Below are 17,279 nucleotides of genomic sequence, written 5' to 3' on the forward strand. Positions count from 1 at the left end.
GGAAGTCCGGCTGACTCGCGCGGGCGGTGAAAGGTACGCTCCGCCCGTGTCCTGGAAGTCGCGCGCCCTCAGCCCCCGATCGATCCTGCCTGCCCTGGCGGTGCTGCTGGTCCTTGTGGCGGGTGCGGCCGCGCACGCCAACAAGCCCGTCCCGTTCGGCGACCGGGTGGCCGCGCCGGGAGCCACCGGCGCCCCGGACGCGAGCCCGGACGCCGTGCGGACGCTGGACGCGGCGGACCTCGAACTGAAGGTCGGGCCGGGCCTGGAGGCGTACCACAAGGCCACCGGGGAGCACGCCTGGTCCTACCAGCGGGAGGGCGCCACCGCGCTCTACCTGTCGATGGCGGGGGAGAGCGCCGTGGTCGTCTGGGACGACGGCCTGGTGACCTCCGTGCGCCCCGGCGACCACGCGGTGCGCTGGCACCGCGCGGTGCCCGGCCTGGCCGACTGGCTGCGCGGCGACGGCGAGCCGGGCGCCGACAAGCGCACCGAGGAGCAGCGCAAGCAGCTCGCGACCGAGCGGGCGGCCGCCTCGCTGCGCACGGTCCAGCAGTCCGCGCCCTGGGTCGCGGTGGTCACGCCCAACCTGACGATGGGCTTCCGGGACGCCGACGGCGACCTGCGCTACAACTCCAAGCCGGCCGGCAACTGCGTCTACGACCCGACCCGCACGGTGGCCACCGACTTCGCGGTGCTGGTTCCGCGCAGCTGCTCCAACAGCACCGGCCAGCCGGTCTCGGGCGGGATCTCCGGCTACCGCCTGGACAGCACCGGCTGGCAGCTCAACGCCGGCCCGGGCGCCTCGATGAAGGCGCTGGACGGCCACCGGGTGCTGATCTCGGACGGACCGATCGTCGCGCCCAAGGTCTTCGACACCCGGGCGGCCGCCCCCGAGGCGGCCTGCGGCAGCCCGGCCGAGCCGTTCGCCGCCGTCCGCCCGGAGGGCAGCTGTGCGGCTCCGGCGGACGGGCGGCAGCCCCGGTAGCCGGGCTTCCGGTTACCCCCGGCCGGTAATCCTCCGGGCCCGCTCGCGCGGCCCGGTAGACTTGCCGCCATGGCTGTTCTCTCCGGGCACTAGCGGGCGAGCGGCGCCGCGCCCGCGCGGTCCGCCGACCCTCCGCCGACGCCCCTTCCCCGCCGTCCCGGCCCGTGCCCCGTCCGGGCGCCCGCCCACGTCCCAGGAGTAGTCCCCAGCCATGATTTCCGTCAACGCCCTAGAGCTGCGCGCCGGTGCCCGGATCCTGATCGAGTCCGCGAGCTTCAAGGTCGCCCCCGGTGACCGGATCGGTCTGGTCGGGCGCAACGGTGCCGGAAAGACCACGCTCACCAAGGTGCTGGCCGGTGAGGGCATCCCCGCCTCCGGCACGGTGACCCGCTCCGGCGAGGTCGGCTACCTGCCGCAGGACCCGCGCACCGGCGACCTCGACGTCCTCGCGAAGGACCGCATCCTCTCCGCCCGCGGCCTCGACACCGTGCTGAAGAAGATGCGCGAGAACGAGGACCGGATGGCGAACGGCAAGGGCGCCACCCAGGAGAACGCGATGAAGAAGTACGCGCGCCTGGAGACGGAGTTCCTGACCAAGGGCGGGTACGCCGCCGAGGCCGAGGCCGCCACCATCGCCGCCGCGCTGGGCCTGCCGGACCGCATCCTCGGCCAGCCGCTGCACACCCTGTCCGGTGGTCAGCGCCGACGGGTCGAGCTGGCCCGGATCCTCTTCTCCGACTCCGACGTGCTGCTGCTCGACGAGCCCACCAACCACCTCGACGCCGACTCGATCGTCTGGCTGCGGGACTTCCTGAAGACCTACAAGGGCGGCTTCATCGTCATCTCGCACGATGTCGAGCTGGTCGAGACGGTCGTCAACAAGGTCTTCTACCTGGACGCCAACCGCTCCGCGATCGACGTCTACAACATGGGCTGGAAGCAGTACCAGCAGCAGCGCGAGGACGACGAGAAGCGCCGCAAGCGCGAGCGGGCCAACGCGGAGAAGAAGGCCGCGACGCTGAACGCGCAGGCGGACAAGATGCGGGCCAAGGCGACCAAGACGGTGGCCGCGCAGAACATGGCCCGCCGCGCCGAGAAGCTGCTCTCCGGCCTGGACCAGGTCCGGCAGAGCGACAAGGTCGCCAAGCTGCGCTTCCCGGACCCGGCGCCCTGCGGCAAGACCCCGCTGACCGCGAGCGACCTGTCCAAGTCCTACGGTTCGCTGGAGATCTTCGCGGGCGTCGACCTGGCCATCGACCGCGGTTCGCGGGTCGTCGTGCTCGGCCTCAACGGCGCGGGCAAGACCACGCTGCTGCGGATGCTGGCCGGGGTGGAGCGGCCGGACACCGGCGAGGTGATCCCGGGCCACGGCCTGAAGATCGGCTACTACGCCCAGGAGCACGAGACCCTGGACCCGGAGCGCACGGTGCTGGAGAACATGCGCTCCTCCGCGCCCGACACCGACCTGGTCCAGATCCGCAAGATCCTCGGCTCGTTCCTGTTCTCCGGCGACGACGTCGACAAGCCGGCCGGGGTGCTCTCCGGCGGTGAGAAGACCCGGCTGGCGCTGGCCTCGCTGGTGGTCTCCAGCGCCAACGTGCTGCTGCTCGACGAGCCCACCAACAACCTCGACCCGGCCAGCCGCGAGGAGATCCTCGGCGCGCTGCGCGAGTTCAGCGGCGCGGTCGTGCTGGTCACCCACGACGAGGGCGCGGTCGACGCGCTCCACCCGGAGCGGATCATCCTGCTGCCGGACGGCGTGGAGGACCTCTGGAGCCCGGCCTACCACGACCTGGTCTCGCTGGCCTGATCCGCCGGCGCGGTCCTTCGGCCGGATTCGCCGGCCCGATTCGCCGACCCGATCCTTCGGCCTGATCCCGCAGGCCCCCCCGTTGCCCGGTCGCCCGTACGGACGGCCGGGCATCGCTTTGTTCGTCCGGCCGGAACTAGACGTTCCATCCGCTTTCTGGACCAGGAAAACTAGTCCCTTCGGCGTGTCCGGGAATGAAGAGGTCCTGTATTCCGTTTGAGGAGCTCCCGTTAGCCCATCGCTCGATCGTGGCCGGGGCGACGCTGCTGATCAGCTCTTTCTCGCCGGACGGCGGTATCCGACCGGGGGCGTGCACTCTGCGTGAGCGCCCTTGTGCGCTCGGATCACCACCGAAGGACCGCGCATTCCCGACATGGACCTTGTCGAATGGGTGGCCAGGACGCGGTGGATGGGTGATCATGGGAATCTGACCGAGCAACGCTACGAGGAGGCACGGGTGGCCGAGACTCTGAAAAAGGGCAGCCGGGTGACCGGTGCCGCGCGTGAGAAGCTCGCGGCCGATCTCAAGAAGAAGTACGACTCCGGGGCGAGCATTCGCGCTCTCGCGGAGGAGACCGGTCGCTCGTACGGCTTCGTGCACCGGATGCTGAGCGAGTCCGGAGTGATCCTCCGGGGCCGCGGCGGTGCCACGCGGGGCAAGAACAAAGCTACTGCCGGGGCAGGTTCCTGACGCTCCGTCAGTCAACGGACGGATGACTCGGCGGCAGGGCGCCGACCGGGGAGACGACTGAGGATCGTCCTCCCCCGGTCAGGGCGGACCGGCCGCCGATCGTCATGTCCGCGACCGGCGCGCGGCGCGCTCGTCCACCCCCTTCGCGCAGCCCCCTGCCGCCGTCCCGCCAGTTTTGTTACTCTCCGGTAGCCAAGCACTCTCGCCACCGGAGGTCCCCTCATGACCGCGCCCGCCGCCGATCCGCAGACCCCGAGCCGGGAGCAGGACGGCGTCCGCCTGGAGATCGACGGCGCCCTCGCCGTCGTCACCCTCTGTCAGCCCAAACGGCGCAACGCCCAGTCGCCCGCCCTGTGGCGCGCCCTGGCCGCCGTCGGCCGCGACCTGCCCGGCACCGTCCGCGTGGTGCTGCTCCGCGCCGAGGGCGTTTCCTTCTCGGCCGGCCTCGACCGCGCGATGTTCACCCCCGAGGGGATCCCCGGCGAACCCAGCTTCCTCCAGCTGGCGGCCTCGGAGCCCGAGGAGCTCGACGGGACCATCGCCGGCTACCAGGAGGCCTTCACCTGGTGGCGCCGCCCCGACCTGGTCACCATCGCCGCCGTCCAGGGCCACGCCGTCGGCGCCGGCTTCCAACTGGCCCTCGGCTGTGACCTGCGGGTGGTCGCCGACGACGTCCAGTTCTCCATGAAGGAGACCTCGCTCGGCCTCGTCCCCGACCTCGCCGGCACCAAGCCGCTCACCGAACTCGTCGGCTACGCCCGGGCGCTGGAGATCTGCGCGACCGGACGCTGGGTCGGGGCCGAGGAGGCCACCGCGACCGGCCTGGCCAACCTGGCCGTCCCCGCCGACGAGCTGGAGGCCGCCGCCCGCGACCTCGCCGCCGCGCTGCTCGCCGCGCCGCGCAGCGCCGTGATCGAGACCAAGGCCCTGCTCCAGGGCGCCGGCGGCCGCTCCTACGACGAGCAGCGCTCGGCCGAACGGGCGGCCCAGGCCCGCCGGCTGCGGGACCTCGCGGGCATCGGCGACTGACCACCGTCGGGTACGACGAGGGCCCGGTCCCAGGGGACTCCCCCCTTGGGTTCTAACGGTCCTCGCAACACCCGTGATCGATGGGAGTTGCGGGGACCGTGGGCGTTGGACGCGATGATCTTTCGGGGTTGAGGGAGCGTTTCCTTGCGCGGCTGGATGCCGTGGGGAACGTGACCGTGGTGGCGCGTGAGCTGGGGATGAACCGGAACACCGCCTTCGGCTGGGCCCGGAAGGCCGGACAGAGCTCGGTGCGCCTGCCACGGCGGCACCCCGGGCGCGACGAGTACGAGCGGCTCCGGGCCGGGGGTGTCGCGCGTCAGGAGGCGGCCCGGCGGGTCGGTGTGAGCGAGCGCACGGCCAGGGACTGGGACCAGGGCGTCAAGAAGAGTGCCATGACGCGGACCTATCCCGACGGCCGCCGTGTCGACTACGCCACCGGGACCGTCACGATGTGCGGTGTGACCACGGCACCAGTGGGCCTGACGGCCCTGGAACAGCAACTGCACCCGAGGTTCCTGACACTGGCCGAGCGCGAACGGATACGGGATCTCCAGGCACTCGGTCAGTCGTTGCGGGCGATCGGACGTGCCCTGGGGAGGCCGGCGAGCACGGTCAAGCGGGAGATCGACGCGAACTCGGGCAGCAAGGGATACCAGCCCTACGCGGCCCACCGGGCGGCCGCCGCACGCAGGCCCCGGCCCAAGGAGCGCAAGCTGCTGCGCGAGGGACGACTGCGCGGCTTCGTGCAGGACAGACTGCGCGTCCGGTGGTCACCGGAACAGATCTGCCACGCTCTACCGACGGAGCATCCCGACGACGAGAGCATGCGGGTGAGCGTGGAAACGATCTACCAGGCGCTGTACTTCCAGGCCCGTGGCGGCCTGAAACGGGAAGTACAGGCAGCCGTCCGCTCCGGCCGGACCCGCCGCAAACCCCGCCGCGACCCCGAGCGGCGCACCCCGCGGTTCATCGACCCGATGGTGATGATCAGCGACCGACCCGCCGACGTCGAGGACCGGGCCGTGCCCGGTCACTGGGAAGGGGACCTGATCATCGGCGCGGGCGGCCGCTCCGCGATCGCCACCCTGGTCGAGCGCAGCACCCGTTACACCATGCTGGTCCACCTGCCGGGCGGTGCCCACGACGCCGAGACCGTCCGCGACGGCCTCGTCCGCACCATCCAGACCCTGCCCGCCCACCTGCGCGGCTCCCTCACCTGGGACCAGGGCGGCGAGATGGCACGCCACAGGCAGTTCACCATGGCCACCGGCATGCCCGTCTACTTCTGCGACCCCGCCTCACCCTGGCAACGCGGTTCGAACGAGAACACGAACGGGCTCCTGCGGCAGTACTTCCCGAAGGGAACCGACCTCAGCCCGCACAGCCCCGAAGACCTCGAACACGTCGCCCAAGAACTCAACGGCCGCCCACGCAAGACGCTCGGCTGGGATACCCCAGCCGAGCGTCTACGTGATCTACTCACCACCTAAAACCAAGTGGTGTTGCGACGACCCCTTGAACCCAAGCCCGGGGCCGGGCCCTCGTCGTACCGGACGGCTCCGGGAGCGGGAATCGTGGCGAAATGCCAGAGTTGGAGCGATTTGCGATATAGCTGGAGCCGTACGACGGGAGATGAGCCCATGCCTGACACTCCGACGCCCGCCACCCTGCACAAGAACCTCTCCGCCGGTCCCCACGCCGGAGCCTCCTCGGCCGCCGCCGGAACCGAGCAGGTCGGCGAGCGCGGCCGTACCGCGCTCGCCGTCGGCGTGGTCGAGAAGATCGCCGGGATGGCGGCCCGCGAGGTCAGCGGCATCCACTCGCTCGGCTCCGGCATCTCCCGGACCTTCGCCGCGATGCGCGACCGGGTCCCCGGCGGGCGGGCCAACGTCGGACGCGGCATCAAGGCCGAGGTCGGGGAGAAGCAGACCGCCATCGACATCGCGCTGGTCGTCGAGTACGGCGTCGTCATCCCCGACCTCGCCCGCCAGGTGCGGGAGAACATCATCGACGCGGTCGAGCGGATGACCGGACTGGAAGTCGTCGAGGTCAACATCGCCGTCAACGACGTTCACCTGCCCGACGAGCCGGACGTCGAGGAGGAGGAAGAGGAACTCCCCTCCTCCGGCCAGCGGCCCAAGCTGAAGTAGTCCCTGCGCGGCGGCCCGCCCGGAACGGCGGGCGGCGGAAGACGAGGTGGAGCGGATGAGCCTGGCCATCGTCGGCCTGGTGGTGGGAATGGCCCTCGGCTTCGCCGGTTACTTCGGCGGGTTCGCGGCGTTCCTGCTGGTGGCGGCCCTCGGGGTGGTCGGATTCGTGGTCGGGCGCCTGCTGGAGGGCGACATCGAACTCGGGGACCTCGGCGACCTGCTGCGCGGCCGCGACCGGCGCCGCTGATGGCGGCCGTCGTCCCCGTCCCCGCGCCCGCGGCCCGGGAGCCCGCCGCGCGCGGCCGGCTGCGCCTCGCCGACCGCGTCTACGCGCGGATCGCCGCCCGGGCGGCCCGGGAGGCGCTCACCGAGGCCCGGCGGGGCCGGGACGGGCCGGGCGAACCGCCGAGGGTCTCGGTCACCTCGACCGCCGCGTCCGTCTCGGCGGCGGTGTCCCCGGCCGCCGTCACCGTCCGGGTCGCCGTCGACCTGCCGTTCCCCGCCGACCTCGCCGCCCTGGCCCGGGCCGTCCGCGACCGGATCTCCGCGCAGCTCGGCGCGCTGACCGGCACCAGGGTCACCGAGGTGGTGGTCGTCGTCGAGCGGCTGGTCACCGAGGGCGCGGGATGACGCAGGAGGAGCCGGAGACGCCGTCGGCGGACCTCGTGGGCACCGCGGAGCCCGAGGACCCCGGCGCGTCCGGCGGGCCCGGCGCCGCCGCCAGGGCGCCGCGGCTGCGGGCGCCCCGGACCACGGCCGCGGTGGTGGTCGCCACGGTGGTGCTGATCGCCGCCGTGGCGCTGCTCTACGACGTGATCGCCGTCCGCACCGGGCACGCCGCCCGCCGCTGGCGCACCGAGGCCGCCGAGGCCCTCGCCACCCGGCACCTCGACGACACCTGGGTGCTGGTCGGGTCCGGCGCGGCCGTGCTGCTCGGCGGCTGGCTGCTCTGGCTCGCCCTCGCCCCCGGGCTGCGCCGCTGGCTCCCGCTCCGCCCGCACGGGGGCACCTCCGCCGCCATCGACCGGTCCGGCGTGAGCGCGCTGCTGACCGACCGCGCGGCCGGTCTGCCGGGCGTCGAGCACCTGAGGATCCGGACCGGCCGCCGCCGGGTCCGGATCGCCCTCACCGGCCCGGCCGACCCGGCCTCGGTGCAGCGGCAGCTGCGGGACGAGCTGGAACTCGTCACCCTGGCCCGGCCGCTGCAGCTGGACGTGCGGACCAGGCGCCGGAGCCGGCGCGGCTCCGGCGGGGCAACGGAGGGCACCGTCGTGGAGGGTGGTGGGCACGCGTGAGCCGGAGCACCGTCAACCGGGTGCTGGTGGGCGTGGCGGGGGCGGTCCTGCTGGCCGCCGGGCTGCTGGTGCTGGCCGGGGGCCTCGACCTGTACCGGCGGCTGGGCACCGACCCGCCGCACTGGTGGCCGCTCACCTCGCCGGACCGGCCGGTGGTCGGCGCCCGCTCGCGGACCCGCTGGGTGGACCAGGCCTGGTGGTGGCCGACGGTGATCGCCGGACTGGCCGTGCTGGTCGTCGGAACCGCCTGGTGGCTGGCCGCCCAGCTGCGCCGGAGCGGGCCGGCGACCGTCGTAGTGCCCACCCCCGGCACGCCGGGGCTGCGGCTGCGGCTGCGGACCGGGGCCCTGGAGGACGCGCTGGAGACCGGTACGGTCGCGCTCCCCGAGGTCGAGCGGGTGGGCGTCCGGCTGCTGCGCGGGACCGGGCACCTTCGGCTGCGGGCGGCCGTCCGGATGACGCCCGGCGGCGACCCGGCCGCGCTCGCCGAGCACTTCGAGACCGGCCCGCGCACCGACGCGCGGGTCAGCCTCGGCCTGCCCGACCTCCCCGCCGACCTGCGGATCCACGTGGTGGCGGCCAGGCCGGAGGTCACCAGGCGGCGGCGCCGCGGGCGCCGCCGCCAGCCCCGCGTGGTCTGACCGGCCGGCGGAGCCGGTCGGAGCAGGCCGGGCCTGCCCCGACCCGCCGGAGGCCCTCAGAGCCCGGGCAAAGCGCCGCCGTCGACCGGGACCATCACACCGGTCAGGTAGGAGGCGGCGGGGGAGAGCAGGAACGCGGCGACCCTGCCGAACTCCTCCGGAGTGCCGTAGCGGCCGAGCGGGATGGCGGCGCTGTGGTGGGCGCGGGCGGCGTCCGCGTCGCCGCCGAGCGCGTCCAGCTCGCGCACCCGGTCGGTGTCGATCCGGGCCGGGAGCAGGCCGACCACCCGGATCCCGCGCGGCCCGAACTCGGCGGCGAGCGACTTCGCGGCCATCGCCAGGCCGGGGCGCAGCCCGTTGGAGATGCCGAGGCCCGGGATGGGCTGGCGGACCGACCCGGAGAGCACGAAGCCGATCACCCCGCCCTCGCCGAGCGTCCCGGCGGCGGTGCGGGCGAGCCGCAGGGCGCCGAGGAAGACCGACTCGAAGGCGTCGCGCCAGGCCTCCTCGGGGACGGTGCTCACCGGGCCCGCCTGCGGTCCGCCGACGCTGATCAGCACGCCGTCCAGCCGGCCGAACCGTTCGACGGCCCCGGCGACCAGCCGCTCGGCGGTCTCCGGGGCGGAGTTGTCGGCCACCAGGCCGTGCACCGCGTCCGCACCGCGGGCGAGGGCGGCGAGCCCGGCGACGGCCGCGTCGACCGACTCCCGGCTCCGGCCGCTGACCAGCACCCGGGCGCCGTCGGCGACCAGCTCGCGGGCGGTCGCGAGGCCCAGGCCCCGGGTGGCGCCGGTGACCACGTACACCTTGTCCTGCAGTCCGAGATCCATGGGGCCATCCTGCCCGGTGGGGACGGGCGGGAGGTAGTGCGGACACGGCGGCGCGGACCGGCCGGGCGCAGGCGGCCCTGGCGTTGACGCGGACGTCAAGGTCTACCGTCGTTCCCGGCGGCCCCCGGACAGCGGCCGGAAGGGCGAGGATTCGGTCATGCGCATCGGTGAGCTGGCGGAGCGGGCGGGGACGACCCCCCGGGCACTGCGGTACTACGAGCAGCTCGGGCTGCTCCCGGCCAGGCGGGCCGGCAACGGCTACCGCGCGTACGGCGAGGAGGACCTGAGGCTGCTGCGGCAGATCCGCACCCTCCAGGACTTCGGGTTCGGCCTGGAGGAGACCAGGCCGTTCGTGGAGTGCCTGCAGGCGGGTCACCCGCACGGCGACTCCTGCCCGGCCTCGCTGGAGGTCTACCGGAGGAAGCTGGCCGAGCTGGACGAGTGCATCACCCGGCTCCAGGAGGTCCGCACCCAGGTGGCCGGGCAGTTCGCCCGGGCCGAGCGGGAGCGGGACGAACTGGCGGCGGGCGCCGGGGCCGGCGGGGAGCCGCCGCAGTGCGAGTGGGCCGCCCGGTCCGCAGTCGAGTGGGAGGAGAGCTAGGCCATGGTGCAGATCGCGGGAGTGGCGCAGGTCACGGACGAGACGTTCGCCGCCGAGGTGCTGGCGGCCGAGGGGCCGGTGCTGGTGGACTTCACGGCGGACTGGTGCCCGCCGTGCCGGCAGATGGTGCCGGTGCTGGCGGAGATCGCCCGGGAGGAGGCGGACCGGCTCACCGTGGTGAGCCTGGACGTCGACCGCAACCCGGAGACCCAGGCGGCGTACGGGGTGCTCTCGATGCCGACGCTGATGGTGTTCCGGGGCGGTGAGCCGGTGAAGTCCGTGGTCGGGGCCCGGGCCAAGGCCCGGCTGCTGCGCGACCTCGCGGACGTCCTGTAGGGCCCGTCGGGCCCGCGCGGGCGGCGGAGGTGACGGGGGCGGCGGCGGGTGCCCCGGCTCAGGCCGGGACGGCGACCGCGGCCACCTCGGCCTCGGCGGCCTCCTTGCGCCGGTCCTTCGCCTCGCGCCGGACCATCACCCAGAACCCGACCGGGATCATCGCGGTGAACAGCCACCACTGGATCGCGTACGCCATGTGCGGGCCGATGTCGGAGTGGTTGGGCTCGGGCAGCAGCTCGGGCTGGTCGGCCGGGGCCGGTGCGGTGGCGGTGAGCTCCAGGTAGCCGCCGAGCAGGGTCGCTCCGGTCTCCTTGGCCTGCTGGACGGTGCTGATCAGGTTGAACTGCCGGTCCGGCAGGCCGCCCCGGTCCTTGAGGCTGCCGCCGGCTGCCTCGTCGGCGCGCAGCCGGCCGGTCAGGGTGACCTCGCCGGTCGGCACGGCCGGGACGGACGGGTAGGCGGCGGCGGAGGCGCCGGACTCCACCCAGCCGCGGTTGACCAGCACGGTGCCCCTGCCGTCGGCCAGCACCAGCGGGGTGATCACGAAGTAGCCGATCTTGTCACCGCTGGAGTCGGTCCGCTTGCGGACCACGAACTCGTGCGCCGGGTCGTACTGCCCGGTGGCCGTCACGGTGCGCCAGGTGAGTGCCTTGGGAACCGCGAAACCGGGTGCCGCGGACAGGCTGTCGTACGGCACCGGCGGGTCGGTGAGGGAGCGGGCGATCAGCTCGTTGCGGTCCACCCGCGCCTCGTGGCGGTGCAGCTGCCAGAACCCCAGCCGGATGGTGGCGGGGATCAGCAGCACGGCGATCAGCAGGGTGACCAGCCAGCGCCGGGAGAGCAGAAAACGGTACACATGGGCACGGTACGCCCACCTCACAACCCGCTCACGCACCGGGGTGCGGGGCGACCTCGCGCAGCAGCTGGAGGAAGGCGTCCTCGCCGACTACGGGGGTGCCGACCTCGCGGGCCTTGCGGGCCTTGCCGCTCCAGCTGCCCGGCTCGTTGGTGACCAGCAGGCTGGTGAGCCGGCTCACGGAGGTGGCGATGTGCAGTCCGGCCTCGGCGGCGCGGTCCTCCAGCAGCTCGCGGTCGGTGGAGGTGTCGCCGGTGAACGCCACCCGCATCCCCTGGACCAGCGGCTTGCCGTCCTCCCAGCGCCCGGGGTTCGGGTACGGGCAGGCGGGGCGCTTGCGGGCCTGGCGGTAGGCGGCGCCGGTCCAGTTGCCGCGGGCGGGGGAGGCGGGCTGGTCGTCGCCGAGGTCGGTGACGGCCACGCAGGCCTGCAGCGGCAGCGGGACGCCGCCCTGGCGGGCCAGGTGCAGGCTGGGGCGGAACGCCTCGGCGAGCACCCGGGCGTCGTCCAGCGCGTTGTGCGCCTGCTGCTGGAGGACGCCGAAGTACTGGGCGAGCGAGGACAGCTTGCCGTTGGGCAGCGGCAGCCGCAGGTCGCGGGCCAGCACCATGGTGCAGATCCGCTGGTCGACCGGGGCGCGCAGACCGGCCCGGGAGAACTCGCGGGAGATCATGTTCCAGTCGAAGAGCGCGTTGTGGGCGACCATGACCCGGCCGCGCAGCCGCTCGGCGAACTCCTCGGCGATCTCCGGGAAGGTGGGCGCGGCGGTCAGCAGGTCGCTGGTGAGGCCGTGGATCCAGACCGGCCCGGGGTCGCGCTCCGGGTTGACCAGCGTGTACCAGTGGTCGGTGACGGTGCCGTCCTCGTCCAGCTGGTAGACGCCCGCCGAGATGACGCGGTCCGTGCGGCCGAGGCCGGTGGTCTCGACGTCCACCACCGCGAAGCCCTCGGCGGGGGCGGCGGAGCGCTGGGCCGGGACGGGAGCCGTCCGCGGTACCGCGCCGGGCGTCTCGGGCTGGATCGCGTACATGGTCCAACAGAATAAGGCCCGCGGGCGGTGGTGGACCGCGATACGGGTGGGGCCGGGGCGCTCGGAATGATGGACGGGGCCGGTCGGAATAGAGTGGGCGGAGTATTCGTCGTACATCTGGTCGAATATCTGCCGGCCGCCCGCAGCACCCCCGCGGGCGCCTCTCCGAAGGACGAACCCTCATGCGCGCCACCGTGATCCACGGCCCCAACGACATCCGGATCGAGCAGGTGCCGGACCCGGTCGTCCAGCAGCCGACCGACGCCGTGGTGCGGGTGGTGAACGCCTGCATCTGCGGCAGCGACCTGTGGGCGTACCGCGGTGTCGCGGCGCGGGTCGCCGGGCAGCGGATCGGGCACGAGTTCCTGGGCGTGGTCGAGGAGACGGGCGCCGAGGTGCGCGGCTTCAAGGCCGGAGACCTGGTGCTGGCGCCGTTCGTCTGGTCGGACGGCACCTGTGACTTCTGTCGCGAAGGGCTGCAGACCTCCTGCCCGCACGGCGGCTTCTGGGGCCAGGTCGGCTCGGACGGCGGGCAGGGCGAGGCGGTGCGCGTCCCGTTCGCGGACGGCACGCTGGTGCAGCTGCCCAAGGAGGCGCAGGGTGACGAGAAGCTGCTGCCGGGCCTGCTGGCGCTCTCCGACGTGATGGCGACCGGGCACCACGCCGCCGTCTCCGCGCGGGTCCGGCCGGGCTCCACGGTGGCGGTGGTCGGCGACGGCGCGGTGGGCCTGTGCGGCGTGCTGGCCGCGCACCGGCTCGGCGCCGGGCGGATCATCGCGCTCGGCCGGCACACCGCCCGGACCGACCTGGCCCGGCGGTTCGGGGCCACCGACGTGGTGGCGGAGCGCGGCGAGGCGGCGATCGAGGCGGTCCGGGAGCTGACCGGCGGGCAGGGCGCGCACGCCGTGCTAGAGGCGGTCGGCACCGAGGAGTCGATGCGCACCGCCGTCTCGATCGCCCGGGACGGCGGCGCGGTCGGCTACGTGGGTGTGCCGCACGGGGGCAGCGCCGGCGTCGACATCGGTCAGATGTTCGGCCGAAACGTTTCGCTGAACGGCGGGGTCGCGCCGGCCCGCGCGTACATCCCGGAGCTGCTGCCGGACGTCCTCTCCGGCGCCATCGAGCCCGGTCTGGTGTTCGATCGCACGGTGGACCTGGACGGCGTTCCGGATGGTTACCGGGCGATGGACGACCGTTCGGCGCTGAAGGTGCGTATCGCCTTCTGACGGCGCCTTGTTGACGACTTCCGAGGGGCGGCACCGCAGGTCGGTGCCGCCCTTCGGCATGTCCGGATACGTCGGTTTTCGGCCAATCGGCTAGTGCAACGGGGTGAACGGATGGCTGATCACGGTCAACCTCTTTCGGCCTGCGCGCCACCCTCCTAGCATTGCGCGGCGCGCATCCGGACTGTGACGCCGCTCACGTCCGATCGTTCCACTGGTGCGACCACTACGCCGAAGGAGTGAGGAGTCAGAGTGGAATCGCCGCCGATCACCACCACCGCTACGGAAACCCAACTCATCGAGGAGGGCGCGGAGTTCCGCGCCCTCCGGCGCTCGTTCCGGAACTTCGCGTTCCCGGTCACCATCGGCTTCGTGCTCTGGTACCTGCTCTACGTCCTGCTCTCCAGCTACGCCCCCGGCCTGATGGGCACCAAGGTCGTCGGGCACGTCAACATCGCCCTCGTGCTCGGACTGCTCCAGTTCGTCACCACCTTCGCCATCGCGGCCTGGTACGCGCGCTACGCGGACCGGAGGCTCGACCCACCCGCCGCCGCCATCCGCGAGGCGCGCGGCGCGGTGGTCCACGCCCCTCGGGAGGCCGCCGAATGACCCTGTCCGACAGTCATGCCGCGAGCACCGCGCTCGTCCACCCCGTCCACCACCTCGCCACCGCCGCCACCCAGCACCGCGGCCTCACGATGACCCTGTTCGGGCTCTTCGTGCTCACCACCCTCGGCATCACCGTCTGGGCCGGACGCCAGACCAAGGACGCCGCCGACTTCTACGCCGGCGGCCGCAGCTTCTCCGGCTTCCAGAACGGCCTGGCCATCTCCGGCGACTACATGTCGGCGGCGTCCTTCCTCGGCATCGCCGGAGCCATCGCGCTCTTCGGCTACGACGGCTTCCTCTACTCGATCGGCTTCCTGGTCGCCTGGCTGGTCGCCCTGCTGCTGGTCGCCGAACCGCTGCGCAACTCCGGCCGCTACACCATGGCCGACGTGCTGGCCTTCCGGATGCGCCAGCGGCCCGTCCGCACCGCCGCCGGCATCTCCACCATCGTGGTGTCGATCTTCTACCTGCTCGCCCAGATGGTCGGCGCGGGCACCCTGGTCGCCCTGCTGCTCGGCGTCAGCGGGGACGCCGCCAAGCGCTGGACCATCGTCGCGGTCGGCGCGCTGATGGTCGTCTACGTCGCCATAGGGGGCATGAAGGGCACCACCTGGGTGCAGATCGTCAAGGCCGTGCTGCTGATCGCCGGCACCGCCCTGATGACCGTCCTGGTACTGGCCAAGTACCACTTCAACGTCTCCGCGCTGCTCGGCGCCGCCGCCGACGCCAGCGGCAAGGCCAACGCCTTTCTCGAACCAGGACTCAAGTACGGCGTCACCGGCACCAGCAAGCTCGACTTCATCAGCCTCGGCCTGGCGCTCGTGCTGGGCACCGCCGGCCTGCCGCACATCCTGGTCCGCTTCTACACGGTCCCCACCGCCAAGGCCGCCCGGAAGTCGGTGCTCTGGGCCATCGGGATCATCGGCGGCTTCTACCTGATGACCCTGGCGCTCGGCTTCGGGGCGGCCGCGCTGGTCGGCCCCAAGGCGATCAAGGCGGCCAACGCCGCCGGCAACACCGCCGCCCCGCAGCTCGCCGAGACGCTCGGCGGCGGCGCGGGCACCACCGGCGGCGCGATCCTGCTGGCGGTGATCTCCGCGGTCGCCTTCGCCACCATCCTCGCCGTGGTGGCCGGGCTCACCCTCGCCTCCTCCGCCTCCTTCGCCCACGACCTCTACGCCAACGTCATCCGGCGGGGCAGGGCCACCGAACGCGAGGAGGTCAACACGGCCAAGTGGGCCGCCGCCGCGATCGGCGCGGTGGCGATCGTGCTGAGCCTCTTCGCCGACAAGCTCAACACCGCCGCCCTGGTCGCGCTGGCCTTCGCGGTGGCCGCCTCGGCGAACCTGCCCACGCTGCTGTTCTCGCTGTTCTGGAAGCGGTTCAACACCGTCGGCGCGGTCAGCTCGGTCTACGCCGGGCTGGTCTCGTCGGTGGTGCTGGTCGCCTTCTCCCCGGTGGTCTCGGGCGGCAAGAACTCGCTCTTCCCGCACTCCGACTTCCACTGGTTCCCGCTGGAGAACCCCGGCCTGGTCTCCATCCCGGTCGGCTTCCTGGCCGGCTGGATCGGCACCCTGCTCTCCCGCGAGCAAGCCGACCCGGCGAAGTACGCTGAACTGGAGGTCCGCTCGCTGACCGGACTGGGCGCACACTGACGGACGGCCGATGACTAAGCTGGCCCGGCCCGCCGAGACGGCGGGCCGGGCCGCCGCTTTCACGGGCCGCCACTCTCGGGAAGGGACCGCCGTGCTGCTGGACACCTTCGGCCGCCGCGCCGTCGACCTGCGGGTCTCCCTCACCGACCGGTGCAACCTGCGCTGCACCTACTGCATGCCGGAGGAGGGCCTGCAGTGGCTGGCCAAGCCGGAGCTGCTCACCGACGAGGAGATCGTCCGGCTGGTGACCGTCGCCGTCCGCGACCTCGGCGTCCGGGAGGTCCGCTTCACCGGCGGGGAGCCGCTGCTGCGGCCGGGGCTGGTCGGCGTCGTCGCCGCCTGCGCCGGGCTGGAGCCGCGCCCGGAGCTCTCGCTCACCACCAACGGCATCGGCCTGGCCCGGACGGCGGCCGCGCTGCGCGCCGCCGGGCTCGACCGGGTCAACGTCTCGCTCGACACCCTCGACCCGGACACCTTCCACACCCTCACCCGTCGCCGGCGCCACCAGGACGTGCTGGACGGCCTGGCCGCCGCCGAGGACGCCGGGCTGACCCCGGTGAAGCTCAACGCGGTGCTGATGCGCGGGGTCAACGACCACGAGGCGCCCGGGCTGCTCGCCTGGTGCCTGGAGCGCGGCTACGAGCTGCGGTTCATCGAGCAGATGCCGCTGGACGCCCAGCACGGCTGGGACCGCTCCGCGATGATCACCGCCGAGGAGATCCTGGAGCGGCTGGCCACCCGGTTCGCGCTCACCCCCGAACCCTCCGCCCGCCGGGGCGCCGCGCCCGCCGAGCGCTGGGTGGTGGACGGCGGCCCGGGCCGGGTCGGGGTGATCGCCTCCGTGACCCGCCCGTTCTGCCGGGCCTGCGACCGCACCCGGCTGACCGCCGACGGGCAGGTGCGCAACTGCCTCTTCGCGACCGGCGAGACCGACCTGCGGACGGCACTGCGCTCGGGGGCCGACGACGCCGAGCTGGCCGCGCTGTGGCGGGCGGCGATGTGGGGCAAGAAGGCCGGCGCCGGGATCGACGCCCCGGAGTTCCACCAGCCCGACCGCCCGATGTCGGCGATCGGCGGGTAGGGGGTCCCTTCGGCCCTCAGGTCCTCAGGCCCTCAGGCCCTCAGGCCCCGTCCTCGGGGGTCCAGTCGGCGAAGGCGACGACCTCCTTGAGGAAGCCGCGCACGCCCAGGAACTGGGAGAGGTGCTCGCGGTGCTCGGGGCAGGCGAGCCAGGTCTTGCGGCGGTCCGGGGTGTGCAGCTTGGGGTTGTTCCACACCAGCACCCACGCGGCGTCGGACCGGCAGCCCTTGGCGGAGCAGATCGGGGTCTGCGGCTGGGAGGCGTCCGGGAACAGCATCGGGGTGGTCCTCAGGCGGTCGGCGGGTGTCGTCACCGCCAGTCTGTCACGCGTCCGGACGCCGCCCGTACGCCGTCCGTACGCGGTCCGGAGGAGGGAGCCTCGTCGGGGCCGCGGTGTGCGTGCGGGCATGGCGACGCCGGGCAGCCACGGGGGGAGCCGCCCGGCGTCGGTCCGTCG

The 17,279-nt window shown here is 73.4% G+C and carries 20 protein-coding genes; 16 read left to right on the plus strand and 4 right to left on the minus strand.

Annotated elements, in window-relative coordinates; genetic code table 11:
• Nucleotides 1-46 precede the first annotated feature (46 nt).
• The 10 genes from OG550_RS27420 (at nucleotide 47) to OG550_RS27465 (ending at nucleotide 8,601) form a co-directional block, all read left to right on the plus strand.
• Nucleotides 47-985, plus strand: coding sequence for a hypothetical protein (locus OG550_RS27420; RefSeq protein WP_327681939.1), 939 nt, complete (start codon nucleotides 47-49; stop codon nucleotides 983-985).
• Between the two features lie 211 nt (nucleotides 986-1,196).
• The gene (locus tag OG550_RS27425) at nucleotides 1,197-2,795 is read left to right on the plus strand and encodes an ABC-F family ATP-binding cassette domain-containing protein (protein WP_327681941.1); all 1,599 of its coding nucleotides are present in this window, start codon (nucleotides 1,197-1,199) and stop codon (nucleotides 2,793-2,795) included.
• A gap of 457 nt (nucleotides 2,796-3,252) precedes the next feature.
• Nucleotides 3,253-3,486, plus strand: a complete 234-nt coding sequence (locus tag OG550_RS27430) for a helix-turn-helix domain-containing protein (protein ID WP_030059940.1) — start codon at nucleotides 3,253-3,255, stop codon at nucleotides 3,484-3,486.
• Between the two features lie 222 nt (nucleotides 3,487-3,708).
• Nucleotides 3,709-4,515, plus strand: a complete 807-nt coding sequence (locus OG550_RS27435; RefSeq protein ID WP_327681943.1) for an enoyl-CoA hydratase/isomerase family protein — start codon at nucleotides 3,709-3,711, stop codon at nucleotides 4,513-4,515.
• Between the two features lie 254 nt (nucleotides 4,516-4,769).
• On the plus strand, nucleotides 4,770-6,005 hold the full coding sequence (locus OG550_RS27440; protein WP_442906182.1) for an IS30 family transposase: 1,236 nt from the start codon (nucleotides 4,770-4,772) through the stop codon (nucleotides 6,003-6,005).
• 150 nt (nucleotides 6,006-6,155) lie between these two features.
• Nucleotides 6,156-6,665, plus strand: coding sequence for an Asp23/Gls24 family envelope stress response protein (locus OG550_RS27445; RefSeq protein WP_327681945.1), 510 nt, complete (start codon nucleotides 6,156-6,158; stop codon nucleotides 6,663-6,665).
• 55 nt (nucleotides 6,666-6,720) lie between these two features.
• Entirely contained in the window at nucleotides 6,721-6,912 is a 192-nt protein-coding gene (locus OG550_RS27450) for a hypothetical protein (RefSeq protein WP_327681948.1), read from the plus strand.
• Nucleotides 6,912-7,295, plus strand: coding sequence for a hypothetical protein (locus OG550_RS27455; protein WP_327681949.1), 384 nt, complete (start codon nucleotides 6,912-6,914; stop codon nucleotides 7,293-7,295). The genes OG550_RS27450 and OG550_RS27455 overlap by 1 nt, the downstream gene beginning before the upstream one ends.
• Nucleotides 7,292-7,960 (plus strand): DUF6286 domain-containing protein, encoded by a 669-nt coding sequence (locus tag OG550_RS27460; protein ID WP_327681951.1) that lies wholly within the window; start codon nucleotides 7,292-7,294, stop codon nucleotides 7,958-7,960. The genes OG550_RS27455 and OG550_RS27460 overlap by 4 nt, the downstream gene beginning before the upstream one ends.
• On the plus strand, nucleotides 7,957-8,601 hold the full coding sequence (locus OG550_RS27465; protein ID WP_327681952.1) for an alkaline shock response membrane anchor protein AmaP: 645 nt from the start codon (nucleotides 7,957-7,959) through the stop codon (nucleotides 8,599-8,601). Before OG550_RS27460 ends, OG550_RS27465 begins: the two co-directional genes overlap by 4 nt.
• 56 nt (nucleotides 8,602-8,657) lie before the next feature.
• Here OG550_RS27465 and OG550_RS27470 read toward each other — a convergent pair whose 3' ends face one another.
• The gene (locus tag OG550_RS27470; RefSeq protein ID WP_327681954.1) at nucleotides 8,658-9,431 is read right to left on the minus strand and encodes an SDR family oxidoreductase; all 774 of its coding nucleotides are present in this window, start codon (nucleotides 9,429-9,431) and stop codon (nucleotides 8,658-8,660) included.
• 157 nt (nucleotides 9,432-9,588) lie between these two features.
• Here OG550_RS27470 and OG550_RS27475 point away from each other — a divergent pair, with 157 nt between their 5' ends.
• Both OG550_RS27475 and trxA read left to right on the plus strand, forming a co-directional pair.
• On the plus strand, nucleotides 9,589-10,032 hold the full coding sequence (locus tag OG550_RS27475; protein ID WP_327681956.1) for a MerR family transcriptional regulator: 444 nt from the start codon (nucleotides 9,589-9,591) through the stop codon (nucleotides 10,030-10,032).
• Nucleotides 10,033-10,035: 3 nt separating this feature from the next.
• Nucleotides 10,036-10,368, plus strand: a complete 333-nt coding sequence (trxA, locus tag OG550_RS27480; protein WP_327681957.1) for a thioredoxin — start codon at nucleotides 10,036-10,038, stop codon at nucleotides 10,366-10,368.
• Nucleotides 10,369-10,426: 58 nt separating this feature from the next.
• Here trxA and OG550_RS27485 read toward each other — a convergent pair whose 3' ends face one another.
• Entirely contained in the window at nucleotides 10,427-11,224 is a 798-nt protein-coding gene (locus tag OG550_RS27485; RefSeq protein WP_327681959.1) for an SURF1 family cytochrome oxidase biogenesis protein, read from the minus strand.
• A 31-nt stretch (nucleotides 11,225-11,255) separates the two neighbouring features.
• Nucleotides 11,256-12,254 (minus strand): DEDDh family exonuclease, encoded by a 999-nt coding sequence (locus OG550_RS27490; RefSeq protein WP_327681961.1) that lies wholly within the window; start codon nucleotides 12,252-12,254, stop codon nucleotides 11,256-11,258.
• Nucleotides 12,255-12,436: 182 nt separating this feature from the next.
• Here OG550_RS27490 and OG550_RS27495 point away from each other — a divergent pair, with 182 nt between their 5' ends.
• The 4 genes from OG550_RS27495 to moaA all read left to right on the plus strand — a co-directional run bounded on the left by OG550_RS27495 (nucleotide 12,437) and on the right by moaA (nucleotide 16,822).
• Nucleotides 12,437-13,480 carry a zinc-dependent alcohol dehydrogenase family protein gene (locus OG550_RS27495; RefSeq protein WP_327681963.1) on the plus strand — a complete coding sequence of 348 codons (1,044 nt, stop codon included), beginning with the start codon at nucleotides 12,437-12,439 and terminating at the stop codon, nucleotides 13,478-13,480.
• 249 nt (nucleotides 13,481-13,729) lie between these two features.
• Nucleotides 13,730-14,086, plus strand: a complete 357-nt coding sequence (locus OG550_RS27500) for a DUF485 domain-containing protein (protein ID WP_327681965.1) — start codon at nucleotides 13,730-13,732, stop codon at nucleotides 14,084-14,086.
• Nucleotides 14,083-15,741, plus strand: coding sequence for a solute symporter family protein (locus OG550_RS27505; RefSeq protein WP_327681967.1), 1,659 nt, complete (start codon nucleotides 14,083-14,085; stop codon nucleotides 15,739-15,741). Before OG550_RS27500 ends, OG550_RS27505 begins: the two co-directional genes overlap by 4 nt.
• A gap of 91 nt (nucleotides 15,742-15,832) precedes the next feature.
• On the plus strand, nucleotides 15,833-16,822 hold the full coding sequence (moaA, locus tag OG550_RS27510; RefSeq protein WP_327684185.1) for a GTP 3',8-cyclase MoaA: 990 nt from the start codon (nucleotides 15,833-15,835) through the stop codon (nucleotides 16,820-16,822).
• A gap of 40 nt (nucleotides 16,823-16,862) precedes the next feature.
• Here moaA and OG550_RS27515 read toward each other — a convergent pair whose 3' ends face one another.
• Complete coding sequence (locus OG550_RS27515; RefSeq protein ID WP_327684187.1) at nucleotides 16,863-17,099, minus strand: hypothetical protein; 237 nt, start codon at nucleotides 17,097-17,099, stop codon at nucleotides 16,863-16,865.
• Between the last annotated feature and the right edge of the window lie 180 nt (nucleotides 17,100-17,279).

Origin of the sequence: Kitasatospora sp. NBC_00458, from assembly GCF_036013975.1 — a bacterium.
Classification (GTDB): Bacteria; Actinomycetota; Actinomycetes; order Streptomycetales; family Streptomycetaceae; genus Kitasatospora.

What these genes read in the sequence shown, in the direction of transcription:
- trxA (WP_327681957.1), top strand. Translation starts at nt 10,036, where the DNA reads ATGGTGCAGATCGCGGGAGTGGCGCAGGTCACGGACGAGACGTTCGCC.
- OG550_RS27425 (WP_327681941.1), top strand. Translation starts at nt 1,197, where the DNA reads ATGATTTCCGTCAACGCCCTAGAGCTGCGCGCCGGTGCCCGGATCCTG.
- OG550_RS27455 (WP_327681949.1), top strand. Translation starts at nt 6,912, where the DNA reads ATGGCGGCCGTCGTCCCCGTCCCCGCGCCCGCGGCCCGGGAGCCCGCC.
- OG550_RS27470 (WP_327681954.1), bottom strand. Translation starts at nt 9,431, where the DNA reads ATGGATCTCGGACTGCAGGACAAGGTGTACGTGGTCACCGGCGCCACC.
- OG550_RS27475 (WP_327681956.1), top strand. Translation starts at nt 9,589, where the DNA reads ATGCGCATCGGTGAGCTGGCGGAGCGGGCGGGGACGACCCCCCGGGCA.
- OG550_RS27450 (WP_327681948.1), top strand. Translation starts at nt 6,721, where the DNA reads ATGAGCCTGGCCATCGTCGGCCTGGTGGTGGGAATGGCCCTCGGCTTC.
- OG550_RS27515 (WP_327684187.1), bottom strand. Translation starts at nt 17,099, where the DNA reads ATGCTGTTCCCGGACGCCTCCCAGCCGCAGACCCCGATCTGCTCCGCC.
- OG550_RS27460 (WP_327681951.1), top strand. Translation starts at nt 7,292, where the DNA reads ATGACGCAGGAGGAGCCGGAGACGCCGTCGGCGGACCTCGTGGGCACC.
- OG550_RS27490 (WP_327681961.1), bottom strand. Translation starts at nt 12,254, where the DNA reads ATGTACGCGATCCAGCCCGAGACGCCCGGCGCGGTACCGCGGACGGCT.
- OG550_RS27435 (WP_327681943.1), top strand. Translation starts at nt 3,709, where the DNA reads ATGACCGCGCCCGCCGCCGATCCGCAGACCCCGAGCCGGGAGCAGGAC.
- OG550_RS27495 (WP_327681963.1), top strand. Translation starts at nt 12,437, where the DNA reads ATGCGCGCCACCGTGATCCACGGCCCCAACGACATCCGGATCGAGCAG.
- OG550_RS27505 (WP_327681967.1), top strand. Translation starts at nt 14,083, where the DNA reads ATGACCCTGTCCGACAGTCATGCCGCGAGCACCGCGCTCGTCCACCCC.
- OG550_RS27445 (WP_327681945.1), top strand. Translation starts at nt 6,156, where the DNA reads ATGCCTGACACTCCGACGCCCGCCACCCTGCACAAGAACCTCTCCGCC.